We start from the raw sequence: 12,519 nt of genomic DNA on the forward strand, positions 1-12,519 counted from the left end.
TAGCGAAGATTTCACACCTTATCCCACAGATTGGATCATTCGGGGCGGTGTATTGACGGCGGGAATGTTCCTACGTAAACGAATATGGCTCGCTCGACGCGCTTACGTCAGATTTAATCCGCCATCCGAGAGCAGAATTTCGCCGGTCAGATAGTCCGAGGCGACCAGCAAGGCGACAGCCTGCGCAATGTCCTCGGGACTGGCTGCCCGGCGCATGGGTGCGCGTTCTTTCCAGAGTTGCTGCGCCTGGGTCCAGCTGGCGGTAAGCGGGGTATCGACGAGTCCAGGTGCGACCGCATTCACGCGGATATCCGGCGCAAGCGAAACAGCGAGCAGGCGTGTGACGTGATTTAACGCGGCCTTGGTTGCTGCGTAAGGAATGGAGGCTCCCTTGGGTCGGACGCCCGCGTGCGAACTGACGTTCACGACGCAACCAGGCCGTCCTCGCGCGGCCGCATCGCGCAGCGCAGATTCTGCTTCGGACACCAGACGAAATGGAGCAACGACATTGACTTCATACAGTTCGTGCCACACGTCCGGTGTGGCCGCCTGGAGATCGGCGTGTGGGATCACGCGACTTATCCCGGCGTTGTTGACCAGAACGTCGAGGCGGCCCCACACGCCAACTGTTTCGCGGATAAGCCTTACCCTGTCCGCATCGTCGGCCAGGTCGGCCTGGATATAAACTGCTGAGCCTAGTTCGCGAGCCAACGCATGACCCGCGTCAGCCGAAGTGCGCGAATGCAAAACGATCGAGTATCCCTCCCTCGATAGCCTTCGGGCGATGGCCGCGCCGATACCGGAAGTCGAGCCGGTGACAAGGGCGACAGGGGCGGGCGTCTTTGTCGATGCACTGATATCAAGGGTCATGGTTTTCCGCTCTTCGGCGGAGATGGCGATTTTAGTTTAGGGCCTACGCGTCTCAGCTAGCCGGCGCATCAGATGTTGTCGATCGCCACGGGTTCGATCTTGTCGGCGGGTTCGAAGCCGAAGACCTTGCCATAAAAATACAACTCGGCTTCGAGCGAATGCGTGATGTTCTCGGCCCGCTTGAAACCATGGCCTTCCCCTTGATACAGCACGTGAGCAACCGGCAGGCCCTTCGCGCGCACCGCCTGATAGATCGATTCGGCCTGATTCGGTGGCACGACCTTGTCGTCTGCGCCCTGGAAAAGGATCATCGCGCTCGACATGCGATCCACGAAATGGATCGGCGAACGTGCCTGGTAAAGAGCGCGCTCCTCAGGGTAAGGACCGACCAGCCGGATCATGTAGCGCGATTCGAACTTGTGGGTGTCTTGCATCAAGGCTTCGAGATCTGCCACACCGTAATAGCTTGTACCCGCTTTGAAAAAATCATGGAAGGCCAACGCGCACAACACCAGATAGCCGCCGGCGCTGCCCCCGCGAACGGCGAGTGCGTTCTCGTTCACGCGCTTCTGGCCTATCAGGTAACGCGCTGCATTGATCGCGTCGTTGATATCGACGATTCCCCATTGGCCATTGAGACGTTGCCGGTATGCACGGCCATGACCGCTGCTGCCGCCATAGTTGACGTCGACCACGCCAAAGCCGCGACTGGTCCAGTACTGGATTTGCCACTTGAATCCGGAATGGGTCGCCGAGGTCGGGCCGCCGTGAGCGATCACGATCAGTGGGGGCAGCGTGCCGTCGGGCCCGTTGAAGTCGGGGTTGGTCGGTGCATAAAAGAAAGCGTGTGCGTGGAGGCCGCCTTCAGTCGGGAAACGGATCGGCTCGGCAATCGATACATAGTGGGCGTCGACTTCTGCACGATCGGACTTGCGCACGATGCGGCTAGTCCGAGTCCCGAGATCAAGCTCGACGATCGCTTCGCCTGCGGTCGGCGAACTGCCGACGAAGGCCACCCGTTGAGCGTCGACCTGCAGGTCGCGCATTGTGCTGTATGGCGTGGGGATTTCATCGAATGCACCCGTTGACGGATCGTACACGGCCAGATGCGTAATGCCATTCTGTTCGTAAAGACAGGCAATCCGGCCGTCATCCGTGAAGCCGTAGGTGCTCATACCGAACACCCACTGCGGCTTGCCGAATTCGGCATCCATGGGGCGAAGGGCTTCGAGTGTGTCGTCTGAGGCGTTCACGTCGGGTACAACGGATGAAGCACCTCGCACCCGATAGAGGTTCCACCAGCCGCTACGATCCGATACAACGTGCAGATCGCCAGCCGGCGACCAGGCGGGCTGAAACAGCGATTCGCTGTTGCTCCCCGCTGCACGGCGCGGCGTACCCAGCGCGCCATCGGCTGCAATCTCAGCCACCCAAAGTTCGGTGCCATCCCACGGCATGTTTGGGTGGTCCCAGCTCAACCATGCAAGCCGCGTTCCGTCGGGGCTGATGCAGGGCGAAGAAAAGAAATCGTGACCGTCCGCGATCACTGTGGCTTTTCCGGTTGCCAGATCGATGCTGACCAACGTGTTGACCGGTTCATGGCCGCCCTGGCGATGATCTTCGCAAACTCCGATCAGACGCCCGCGAGCCGGATCTGCGATCAGGTCCGCATAGCGGAGGCCCTCGGTTTGCGTCACGGCTTTCGGCTGGCCGGAGGCATCGAGCGTGTAGACCTGTTGATCCTTGAAGTTGCTGAAGAAGACGCCGGCAGCAGTCACGGCAAATGAGCCGCCGCCATATTCGTGCGCGCGCGTTGCGGCGTCAAACGGCGCTGCTATCAGGTCCTCCACTTCGCCATCGGCGCGAAGCCGGACCAGCGCATTCCTGCCCTTTTCCTGCGGACGTCCCTCGGTCCAGTAAATGCCATCGGCACCGATGCGCGGCTGTCCTAGCCGGATCGATTCGCCGACGACCAGCGCAGCGGTAATCGGCGACTTCCAACTGCCGAATGCAGCGTAAATGGGGGATGCTGCTTTCGGCGAGGAGGACGATTCGGTGAAGTTCATGGGGGCGCGAAAGGTAGGAGTAAGGGCGTGAGCGTTTGGCTAACCGTTGATCGTTTGTTGCGTGCAATCTTTGTCCGGGTATGAGGCCGGACTGATTGCGTTAGACATACGTTGCAACTGCAGTCGCACAGACGTTCGCTAGCGTATCACGGGGAAGATCATGTGTTCGTTGACCATGTTTCCTCAGTGGCTTTGGCTTTGTGCGCGGGCCAGAAATACAGGGCGGCCGCTCCGCGCAGTCCGGGGCCCTGGCGGACCGCCGCGACTTCCCGATCGCGAAACCAGAATGTGAGCGATACGACGGGCGTGCCAGGCTTGAGCATGCGATCGAGATGCGCGGCCAGCTTAGGCATCGGCTTGATCATCAGATAGCACGTTACCGCATGCGCATCGCGCAGATCGCAGGCGTAGAAATTGCGTCGCTGCAAAAATACATTAGGCATCCTGCGGGTTCGAAAGCGGGCTACCCAGTACGGTAGCGGTGAAGCCTCGATACCGTGGATTTTCGCATCGGGAAACGCCCGCGCTAGCGCCATGACGAGCGAGCCCCACCCACTACCCAGCTCGTACACGATGGCCTGGTTCGGCAAACTTGCCTGCTTCAGTAGTGCCACGACATCCGCCGCTTCAGGTGCGCTTGACGACATTGGCGGCACGCCGGTAATGGCCTGAAACACGATCAACGATAAGCAAAGCGAGAAAACGACCAGCAGCAAGACGAGGGAGGGGAGATCGAGCATGAACGATTTGCCTTCTGTTTTCGCCTGTCATGTCGCAAGCCAGTTCATGCGACGTCGAAGGGTTGAACATGCGATTATCTGCGACAATCGCCGCGATACCGCAAGCGTGGTCACGCAACGGCACTGATATTAGCCGCTGAGGCGGAAGCGAAGCGCCGCGGTTGCAAGAAAGTGATCGTCGATACCTTCAGCTTTCAGGCACCGGACTTTTACCGGAAGCTGGGTTATTCCGAATGGGGACGCCTGACCGAAATGGCTGGCGTGCATGAGCGCTATTTTTTCCGCAAGGCGCTCTGAGCGCCACTGATCTGCGATCATGAGCTCATCGTAAATACGGTCCGCGCGCGGTCATCGACGTCTGCCCAATGCTTTTCCACCTCAGACAGAGGAACGGTTTTCGTTGCGATCTTTAAGCCACCGGGCACAGCGGCACGGAGCACCTGCGTAATCGCATGGAAGATGCGCGGCATCGGAATGCTGCCGATCCCGCTGCCCATGAGTTCGATCGCCGTCGATCGAAGTATTGCGCTGGGCAGGCTAATGGTTGATCCACTAATAGCGCCGATCTGGATGAAGCGGATTGGCACCGCATCCGGAGCAACATGGGCGGCGGCCGCCAGTAACTGTTCCGCGCTTTGCCCCCAAAGATAGTCGAGAACCACGCCTACACCGTCACGAAAGTGAGTTTGAAATTCGCTTTCAATTGCTGCCGCATCCTGCGTGAGGTTGATCGTGACGTCAGCGCCGAGCGTCTGCAAAGTCTGTAATGTCAGCGCATTGCGTCCGGTCGCGATGACCTTGCCGGCGCCCAGGTACTTCGCGATCTGCACGGCCAGACTACCCGAGGAACCGGTTGCGCCGTTGATCAGCACTGTTTCTCCCTTGACCAGCTTTGCACGTTCAACGAACGCAGCCCACGACGACATGCCTGGAATCGCGATCGCGGCTGCCGTGACATCGTCCAGTTCAGGCGGCAACGGGATGCACCGTTGCTGCTTGACGAGGCAATAGTCGGCCATGCCGCCGAAGGGCGCTTCGGGAAGCACAAAATAGACGCGCTTTCCGTCCTCGAGCGTCCCGACACCGTCCATGCCTGGGACGAGGGGAAACTCTCCCGAGGAGCTATAGTGGTTGCCAGATGCCCGGCTCCTCGTAATGTGGCTTAGAGCTGACGCTGCAACTGCGATGCGAGCCGTGCCTTCGGTGACGGTCGGCTCTGTGAAGTCTGCATAAACTGGCGTTGCGCCAGGTCCTTTAACGAGTGCCGCTTTCATGTTTGCTTTCCTTTGACGAGTATAAAAGTATCGGTTTCGTCCTCGGCTAGAGAACTCGATATATATGTATAATACACGCATATTGAACATGCGCAAGGAATCCAATGGCGATGAAAAGAGAAGTCCGCGAACTGCGGGAAGCCCTGCTGGATCTGACGGGTATTTTGAATCGACCGCAGCCCGACGCTGCCTTGATCGAAGCCGCCGGCGTCGACCTGGACCGCGCGCTTTTCCCGCTACTGGCCCGGGTAGAGCGGCGCGGGCCGCTTGGCATCGTGGAACTGGCCGAGTTAGTTGGACGCGACTACACAACGGTCAGCCGGCAGATCGCAAAACTGGAGAGCCTTGGGCTTATTGCGCGTTGCCCCAGTCCGGAAGACGGACGGGTTCGCGCGGCGGTCATTACGGATCAGGGGCGGGCGATTACGACGGCACTTGACGCCGCGCGCCAGAAGATCGTTGAAGGATTGCTGGCGGATTGGGACAAGGAAGACGTACGCGACCTCGTACGTCTTCTTCGCAGGTTCGCTGACGATGCGCTTGGGTGGGTCAAGACGCTGTAGGTAGCGGTTTGCCTCGGGATGATTCAGGTGCCATGCGCGACATCATGGACCGGAGAACGCGGGTGGTGGCATAAAGCCTCCGAACTCGCGTTCCACAAGGTTGGCAAAGGCGATAGGCGTGCGGTCTTCCAGATAAGGGCCGATTGCCTGGAGCCCGATCGGCAAGCCGGAGTCTCCAAGGCCGATTGGGAACGTGGTCGCCGGCAATCCAGCCATGTTCGCGAGACTCTGCCATGCCGCCTGCTCAGTGTAGGCGACTCGTTTGCCGTCCACTTCGATGTGACGCGAGCGCATGTCGGCATGATCATGGACGAAAGCCGCTACGGTAAGCACGGGACAAACGACGAGATCCCACTCGCGAAAGAACTGGCGCCACCGGTGCATCTGCGCAACGCGCGTGCGATCGGCGTCAATCCAGTCCCGATGACCAAGCACGACATTGCGCAACTCGACGGCCGCTGGACTCGTGTCGTCGCTCGATAGACCGGCGACAAGCCCCTGGAGCGAGCGATATTCCTCAAGCGGCAGCCCTGCACCCGAGAATGACAGAAGTAACTGTCCGAACGTGCGCAATATCAGACTGAGATCGGGTAACAAGGCGCTCCCCGTTGCAACAACGCAGCCGGTTCCCTCAAGACGCTTGCGGAAACGTTGCATCGCCGAGCGCACATCGTTGGAGAGCGTCGCGTCAGGGTGATCCTCGAGCATCAACACCCTGAAGTCGGCGAGCCGGGTATGGCGAGAGGGGGGAAGATCCAGTCGGTAGCCTGTTGCTTGCATATCGTCGGGGCCGGCTAGCACATCGAGGGCCAATGCGAGATCGCCGGCGCTGCGCGCCATTGGACCGACCACGGCGAGGTCGGGATCGGCGCTGACTGAAAGCATCGGAATGCCAGGGGGTGCCATGCCCCGCATCGGTATCAGGCCGTGAGTGGGCTTGTGCGCATAGATGCCGCAGCAGTGAGCGGGAACGCGCAGCGAGCCGCCGATGTCGCTACCCAGTTCGAGCGGCACGAACCCAGCCGCCAACGCGGCAGCGGAGCCGCCAGATGACCCACCAGGCGTGCGGGTGAGGTCCCAGGGGTTATTGGTCACGCCGTAAATGCGATTGTAGGTCTGCCAGTCGTTCAGCATGGTCGGGACATTGGTCTTCCCCAGAATCACGGCGCCTGCCTGTTTGAGACGCCGCACGGCGACCGCGTCTTCTGTGACCTCGAGGTTCTCGGTGCCTGGTACTCCCCACGTTTTAGGCAGTCCCGCCACGTTAAAGGACTCCTTCACCGTCATGGGCACACCGAGGAGCGGACGACGTTCGCCACGACCGAGCGCGTCATCCGCCTCTTTGGCTGCGTGGCGCGCGCGTTCGAAGTCCCGTATCACGACGGCATTGATTTGCCCATCGTAACGTTCGATGCGAGCCACGGCGTCTTCAAACAGTTCGACGGCCGATACCTCGCGCGACTGCAACGCAGCGATCATGTCGCGGGCGGTACTGAAGCTCAAGTCGTTCTCCTGATCATTGATAAGTCACTTCCTTGACTCGTCAGCTGGCTCTGAGCGGTCCTTTACAGGCAGCCAGACCTCAACGAAACCGGTTCCCGCAACCGGATTGAAATCTTCGCTATAGCGTTCGAGTTCGGGCGCCTCCGCGGCCTCCATTCCCGACTGCGGCAGCCAATGATTCCAGATGCTGTAGAAGGTCTGATGCAGCGTGGTGACGTGTCCTTGATGCACAAAGACGGCGTAGCGCTGGGGTTTGATTTCAATGCAGCGAAACGATGGAGGCAACCGGTCGCGGCTTTTCACCTCCACGCCGGCGATATATTCAAACCCGCCTTCACTATCCGGGTTGCAGCAAACTCCATAGGTCACACCGCCGACCTGATCGGCGAGATTGCCGATGTACGGAATGAAGGCTTGCCAGAGCGTAGGGATGCCTTCGTTGGTGTCAAACGTAAACCGGCCGCCCATGCCGCCGATCAAAAGCGTCCCGCCCACCTCGAAGCGTGGCCCGGCGAGATCGACAATTCTGGTTTCTTTCATGCGTAGTGGCTCCAAAAGAGACATGCCATCAAGATTGCGCCCGGCTCGCACCCGTTCGGGCGTGATGCCGAACAGATCGTGGAAGGCGCGCGTAAACGCCTCGTGCGACCCATATCCCGTGTCCAGCGCCACGCTGAGAATGTCCGGTGCGCCCTGCGCAAGCTCGCGTGCCGCACGGCTGAGCCGTCGAGCCCGGACGTAGCGCATTACCGGCCATCCTGTGCTGATTGCGAAGCTGCGAGCAAGACCGAAGCGTGAGACTTCGCAGATGTTGGCGATCCGGTCGAGGGTCAGCTCCCGGCCCATTTCAATTTCAATGAACCACAGCGCTTTTGCAACTACATCCATGGGTTTCCTGACGAGGGTTTCGAGCAAATATAGGGCATTGCCGGGAGCCGCATTTGATCGTTCTTGCGAGAGGCGGTTCATGCCTCCACTTGCGCGAATCAGGTGATTGACAAGTGAAGCTTGTCAGTTGACGAAAGCCGATTGGGCAGCTATCGTGCACCCATTGCAAGACTAAACCTCGCCCATCGCGGGCAGGCGTCGGGGGATTTCGTCCGCGCAAATGCGACGCCGTGGGCCACTGGCAGAAATGCATTGCTCGCCCCTATGCATTTAGGATGGCGAATTAAATGATGGTGTTAGAACGAATCGACAAATCGCATCATCGTCAAACCATAAGGAAACACCATGAAGTTTCTCAAAGCGCCGCGTGATGCCCTGATTCAGCCCTTGCAAATTGTTTGCGGCATCGTGGAGCGGCGCAGTACCCTGCCTGTTCTTTCCAGCGTGCTTGTGTCCACCGCAGGAAACGAATTGAGTTTCCGCAGTACCGACCTGGAGCTGGATCTGAGGGCGACGGAAACTATCGACTCCTGCGAGTCCAGTACGTCCCTGACGGTCAACGCCCGCAAACTTCTGGATGTCGTGCGAGCCATGCCCGATGCACCCATCAGCCTTTCGTCTTCAGGCAACCGTCTCATCATTGAGGGCCCGGGCAGCCGGATATCCCTGCATGCAGGAAGCGCTGAGGATTTCCCTCAGATCAGGCAAAGCTCAGAACCGGAACTATCGCTTTGCGTCAACGCCGGGAGCCTGAAGCGGCTTTTGCACATGGTGCATTTCGCCATGGGGGACAACGACATTCGCTACTTCCTCAACGGGGCGTTGCTGATCACCGGACGTGAGCTGACGGCGGTGGCCACCGACGGACACCGATTGGCGACCGCGCGCATTGCGTCGCAAAGCGAGCACGAAGCGCGCGAGATCATTGTGCCAAGAAAGGCGATCATCGAACTGATACGCCTGCTTCCGGAAGACGATTCGACGGTCATGCTAACCACTGCCGCGGGATACGCGAGTTTCGCCTTTGGGAAGATATTCTTCACCTGCAAGCTGATTGCGGGCCGCTATCCCGACTTCAAGCGCGTGATCCCTTCCGGATTCGAGGCGGAATTCACGATTGACCGGAAATCGTTTTACGCCTGCTTGCAGCGTGCGGCCGTGCTCACAACCGAGAAATTCAAAAGTGTCCAATGGGTGGCAGGAGAGGGCCGGCTGCAGGTGAGCGTCAGCAACCCTGAAGACGAGGAATCGGTGGAGGAGGTTGAGATAGACTACGCGGGAACGCCCGTAGACCTCAGCTTTAACATCCGTTATTGGATGGATGCACTGGCAACGCTTCGGGCCGATACCCTCGAGGTCCGTTTGAGCGCCGCGAAACTGGCCGCGCTGATTGTCGCTCCCGGCGATGAGGCGTTCCGCTACGTGGTGATGGCATTGCGCAAGTGAGCGGCCCGCGTAGCTGCTGACAGCCTCGCGGGCCCAGCATGTTCAACTTGAAGGAGATTGGCGTGGCACATGGCGAGCATAAATATCGGGTCTCGGTGGAATGGACCGGTAACCGTGGCACTGGAACGTCTGGCTACCGCGAATATGGCCGCGACCATACTATTCGCGCTGGCAGCAAGCCCGATATTCCAGGGTCGTCGGATGCGGCGTTTCTCGGTGACGCAGCGCGCTGGAATCCCGAAGATCTGCTGGTCGCCTCTGCTTCGGCGTGTCACAAGCTTTGGTATCTGCATCTTTGCTCTGACGCGGGCATCGCGGTGCTCGAATACCATGACCATGCAGAGGGGACGATGGTCGATAGCGCCCAGCGTGGCCAGTTTACGCAGATCGTTTTGCGCCCGCATGTAACGATTCGCGCGGGCGGCGATCGTGATCTCGCGGAGCATCTGCATCATGCGGCGCATGAAAAATGTTACGTGGCAAACTCGGTCAATTTCCCGATCGTTTGCGAGCCGACGATCGAAGTCGCGCCGGCCTGATATCAGGTGCCGTACTCTTGCACAGAGGTTTTTCCCGGGGGACGCGCCCGTCGTTCGAGTAAAGCCTGAAATGCCTGCTTGATGCGCTCTACGGCCTTTGTCTTGTACGGGAAGCGCTGGTTATTCCCGTGTACGAGCATGCTCGCATTGACTTCGAACACGACGATGGCGCCATCGCGCGCAAGTCCGCAGTCGATGCCGAAGTAATCCAGACCGATAGCGTCACGAATCGATTGCAATGCGGCGCGCTGAGTGGCGCCGAAGACGCGCCACGGATCTTCAAGGAACGCTTGTTCCTCGTTCTGCATCCATGCGTGGGTCGCCATGCTGGTGGTCACGTGATGGACCTTCCACTTGTCGTCAATCGCGAGATGGTACGGCAGGATCTCGTCGCCCACGCAGACGAAGCGGTATTTGCGGAAATAGCCGTCGTTGGACCGGTAGTCGACGAACGACGTCAGATAGTAGCTGCTGGCATTGAGGCGGCTCAGGAATGCCTCTAGCTGCGCTGGATCCTCGAATTTCTCGAAGTTATCACCACCGTGTGCGCCAGCAGGCCTTACCAGAACCGGAAAAGATAAGGACTCCTGTGACGTTCCTTTAACCACCGCAGCCAGTTCGGCCGCTGAATAAAGCCGCGTCTGCGGGACACAGCAACCCGGTAGTTGCGCAAGCCGCTTCGCAACCGCATCCCGGCCCGTTCCCGCAATCAGTTGTGGCGGGTTGATAACCGGGCTGCCCACGCCGTCCACCAATGCTTGCGCCGGTGCGAGAAAGGCGTGACCGCGATCGACATCGGAAATGAGATTCACGACTACATCAGCATAGATCCGCAGGCGGTCGATGTCGTACTCCACGTCCGGCAACAGGGTGATGATGTTGGTCTCGAAGCGGGCCCGCTCGATCAGATATTCGATCGGGGTATTGCCCGCATTCGGTCCAAATACAAACAGCACGCGGAATGCAGGCGGTGCGACGCTGGCCGGGATCGTGATCAACGGCTTCAGTTTCAGCGCGCGGCGATAGCTGGCGTCGGCCTCGTCGTCGAGACCGAGTGCCTGCTGAAAATTGGCGACGATGTGCAGGGTCGCGGCGTCATCCGGTTCGTGTTCGAGGGCGCGTTTGAAATGACTCAGCGCACGTTGCCGTCGTCCGGTGCATGCTTCGGCAAGGCCAAGTTGCCGGTGCACGGCGGCATGGTCACCGGGCCGCGCCAGCAGTTGAGCGAGCAGGCCAATCGCTTCTTCGAATCGATCCCTTCGGATCAATACCTGGGCGAGTCCAAAGCAGGCGTCCCAATGACCGGGCTCGATACCGGTCGCCTGACGAAAATGGCTTTCGGCGAGGTCAAGGCGTCCCTCCTGCTGATAGGAGGAGGCGAGGGAAAGATGAGAGTCGATGGACATGGTTGAAGAGCGCCGCCAGGCGTGGCACGTGAGGCGACGCGCGCGGCAGGTAGAGCGATGGTTCAGCGGGTCTCACATCCGGTTGCGCGGATGAAACGCAATCAGAGGAGACGAACCGTTGGAGAATAGCAGCGCAATACTTGCGCCGATTTGAACTTCGAGCCCGAAGGCTTACGGATCATTACGAGGGGTGTCTGATGTAAGTTTCGGTAATGAAACACTCTGTGCTTACGCGCGTTTCCGCTGCACTGCCTGATACGGTTCGCCGGCTTTGAACCGGGTCAGCCGGTCGCTGGCTTCGGTAATCGCCCATAAAGGGGCTTTCTGCAATTGCTGGTCGTAAATCGTCACAATCGACGCGAAGATGTCGTAGCCGGCCCGATCGAGCATCCATTCGCCGCTGGCGCGACCGCGCTCGAAGCAGGCGGCGCTCAAAGCATCTGCCGTCCGCAGCGCTTCGGGTGTCAGCTTGCCGTAACCTGCTTCGACGATGAAGGCGACGAGCAACATCGCCTGCGTCACCGTCTGGGCCGCTTCGACGTTCCCGTCCCCACGCCGCAGGCTGTCGAGCGCCAGGTGGACCTGGAGGGCGAGTTCATCCGCGGTGTCCCTCGGAAGTGGCAACAGCATGGCCTTTGCTGCCCGCGCGCGGGCTGCCTGGGTGTTGCCGGAAAACGGAATTGTCTTGGCCATGAGCGGGTCGTTAGAAGGTGGCAGTTGCAATAACGGCCTCTCCGCCAAAAGCTTAAGCCTCTTCTGCGTCATGGTTCGCCTGCGCGATCTGCCGGCGGTGGCGGCGGTTCCAACGCTCGGTCCCATGCAGCCGCTCAGATAAGCGGTTCGACATATTTCTTGCGGTCAAACGGTGCTTCGTAGGGCTCCGGCCAGAACTCGACCATCCGCGCGATTTTGCCGTCCGCAATCGTAAAGAACGAGATGGCCCGGGCTCGCAGCACTCCGTCGGTTATCGACACGTCCGACACCGCGTCCCGCTCGCCGGCCACGATGCGGTTGATCGTGAACGTCCATGGCCCGTGGGCCGGGTAGTCCGTATTGAGCAGCGCGAAATTCGTCGCGCCTCTGATTCGTTCATTGGACTGCGGCCACTCGAGGACAAACTCCGCTGCCAGCACCGAAGCAGTGGCGTGAAAATCGTTGGTGGCCATGAGCCGCCAGAACTCGTGAACAACGTGTGACGTTGCTGCGAAAGAATCGGTCATAGGC

Annotated in this window: 13 protein-coding genes; 4 read left to right on the forward strand and 9 right to left on the reverse strand. The window is 59.6% G+C overall.

The features are described 5' to 3' along the window. Nucleotides 1-102: 102 nt before the first annotated feature. From BUS06_RS26860 to BUS06_RS26870, 3 genes are all read right to left on the reverse strand, one after another. The gene (locus BUS06_RS26860; protein WP_074267430.1) at nt 103-870 is read right to left on the reverse strand and encodes an SDR family NAD(P)-dependent oxidoreductase; all 768 of its coding nucleotides are present in this window, start codon (nt 868-870) and stop codon (nt 103-105) included. A 68-nt stretch (nt 871-938) separates the two neighbouring features. Next, entirely contained in the window at nt 939-2,936 is a 1,998-nt protein-coding gene (locus BUS06_RS26865) for a S9 family peptidase (RefSeq protein ID WP_074267431.1), read from the reverse strand. Between the two features lie 158 nt (nt 2,937-3,094). Further along, entirely contained in the window at nt 3,095-3,676 is a 582-nt protein-coding gene (locus tag BUS06_RS26870) for a class I SAM-dependent methyltransferase (RefSeq protein WP_074267432.1), read from the reverse strand. 78 nt (nt 3,677-3,754) lie between these two features. Between BUS06_RS26870 and BUS06_RS26875 the strand changes: the two genes are divergently transcribed. After that, on the forward strand, nt 3,755-3,973 hold the full coding sequence (locus BUS06_RS26875; RefSeq protein ID WP_083611615.1) for a GNAT family N-acetyltransferase: 219 nt from the start codon (nt 3,755-3,757) through the stop codon (nt 3,971-3,973). Nucleotides 3,974-3,990: 17 nt separating this feature from the next. Here BUS06_RS26875 and BUS06_RS26880 read toward each other — a convergent pair whose 3' ends face one another. Further along, on the reverse strand, nt 3,991-4,950 hold the full coding sequence (locus tag BUS06_RS26880) for a quinone oxidoreductase family protein (protein WP_074267433.1): 960 nt from the start codon (nt 4,948-4,950) through the stop codon (nt 3,991-3,993). A gap of 110 nt (nt 4,951-5,060) precedes the next feature. Here BUS06_RS26880 and BUS06_RS26885 point away from each other — a divergent pair, with 110 nt between their 5' ends. Then, nucleotides 5,061-5,513, forward strand: a complete 453-nt coding sequence (locus BUS06_RS26885; protein WP_254368971.1) for a MarR family winged helix-turn-helix transcriptional regulator — start codon at nt 5,061-5,063, stop codon at nt 5,511-5,513. Nucleotides 5,514-5,555: 42 nt separating this feature from the next. Here BUS06_RS26885 and BUS06_RS26890 read toward each other — a convergent pair whose 3' ends face one another. Both BUS06_RS26890 and BUS06_RS26895 read right to left on the reverse strand, forming a co-directional pair. Continuing rightward, on the reverse strand, nt 5,556-7,016 hold the full coding sequence (locus BUS06_RS26890; protein WP_254368972.1) for an amidase: 1,461 nt from the start codon (nt 7,014-7,016) through the stop codon (nt 5,556-5,558). A 24-nt stretch (nt 7,017-7,040) separates the two neighbouring features. After that, on the reverse strand, nt 7,041-7,904 hold the full coding sequence (locus tag BUS06_RS26895) for an AraC family transcriptional regulator (protein ID WP_074267435.1): 864 nt from the start codon (nt 7,902-7,904) through the stop codon (nt 7,041-7,043). 345 nt (nt 7,905-8,249) lie between these two features. On the opposite strand from BUS06_RS26895, the gene dnaN reads away from it, so the two are divergent. Continuing rightward, nucleotides 8,250-9,350 carry a DNA polymerase III subunit beta gene (gene dnaN / locus BUS06_RS26900; protein WP_074267436.1) on the forward strand — a complete coding sequence of 367 codons (1,101 nt, stop codon included), beginning with the start codon at nt 8,250-8,252 and terminating at the stop codon, nt 9,348-9,350. 62 nt (nt 9,351-9,412) lie between these two features. Continuing rightward, nucleotides 9,413-9,889 carry an OsmC family protein gene (locus tag BUS06_RS26905; RefSeq protein ID WP_074269312.1) on the forward strand — a complete coding sequence of 159 codons (477 nt, stop codon included), beginning with the start codon at nt 9,413-9,415 and terminating at the stop codon, nt 9,887-9,889. A 2-nt stretch (nt 9,890-9,891) separates the two neighbouring features. On the opposite strand, the gene BUS06_RS26910 is transcribed toward BUS06_RS26905, so the two are convergent. From BUS06_RS26910 to BUS06_RS26920, 3 genes are all read right to left on the reverse strand, one after another. Next, nucleotides 9,892-11,295 carry an ATP-grasp domain-containing protein gene (locus tag BUS06_RS26910; protein ID WP_074267437.1) on the reverse strand — a complete coding sequence of 468 codons (1,404 nt, stop codon included), beginning with the start codon at nt 11,293-11,295 and terminating at the stop codon, nt 9,892-9,894. Between the two features lie 228 nt (nt 11,296-11,523). Next, nucleotides 11,524-11,988, reverse strand: coding sequence for a hypothetical protein (locus tag BUS06_RS26915; RefSeq protein ID WP_074267438.1), 465 nt, complete (start codon nt 11,986-11,988; stop codon nt 11,524-11,526). A gap of 134 nt (nt 11,989-12,122) precedes the next feature. Next, the gene (locus BUS06_RS26920; protein WP_074267439.1) at nt 12,123-12,515 is read right to left on the reverse strand and encodes a nuclear transport factor 2 family protein; all 393 of its coding nucleotides are present in this window, start codon (nt 12,513-12,515) and stop codon (nt 12,123-12,125) included. Nucleotides 12,516-12,519: the final 4 nt, after the last annotated feature.

Source organism: Paraburkholderia phenazinium (assembly GCF_900141745.1).
In the GTDB taxonomy this organism is placed as follows: Bacteria; Pseudomonadota; Gammaproteobacteria; order Burkholderiales; family Burkholderiaceae; genus Paraburkholderia; species Paraburkholderia phenazinium_B.

What these genes read in the sequence shown, in the direction of transcription:
- BUS06_RS26860 (WP_074267430.1), bottom strand. Translation starts at nt 870, where the DNA reads ATGACCCTTGATATCAGTGCATCGACAAAGACGCCCGCCCCTGTCGCC.
- BUS06_RS26865 (WP_074267431.1), bottom strand. Translation starts at nt 2,936, where the DNA reads ATGAACTTCACCGAATCGTCCTCCTCGCCGAAAGCAGCATCCCCCATT.
- BUS06_RS26870 (WP_074267432.1), bottom strand. Translation starts at nt 3,676, where the DNA reads ATGCTCGATCTCCCCTCCCTCGTCTTGCTGCTGGTCGTTTTCTCGCTT.
- BUS06_RS26880 (WP_074267433.1), bottom strand. Translation starts at nt 4,950, where the DNA reads ATGAAAGCGGCACTCGTTAAAGGACCTGGCGCAACGCCAGTTTATGCA.
- BUS06_RS26885 (WP_254368971.1), top strand. Translation starts at nt 5,061, where the DNA reads ATGAAAAGAGAAGTCCGCGAACTGCGGGAAGCCCTGCTGGATCTGACG.
- BUS06_RS26895 (WP_074267435.1), bottom strand. Translation starts at nt 7,904, where the DNA reads ATGGATGTAGTTGCAAAAGCGCTGTGGTTCATTGAAATTGAAATGGGC.
- dnaN (WP_074267436.1), top strand. Translation starts at nt 8,250, where the DNA reads ATGAAGTTTCTCAAAGCGCCGCGTGATGCCCTGATTCAGCCCTTGCAA.
- BUS06_RS26910 (WP_074267437.1), bottom strand. Translation starts at nt 11,295, where the DNA reads ATGTCCATCGACTCTCATCTTTCCCTCGCCTCCTCCTATCAGCAGGAG.
- BUS06_RS26915 (WP_074267438.1), bottom strand. Translation starts at nt 11,988, where the DNA reads ATGGCCAAGACAATTCCGTTTTCCGGCAACACCCAGGCAGCCCGCGCG.
- BUS06_RS26920 (WP_074267439.1), bottom strand. Translation starts at nt 12,515, where the DNA reads ATGACCGATTCTTTCGCAGCAACGTCACACGTTGTTCACGAGTTCTGG.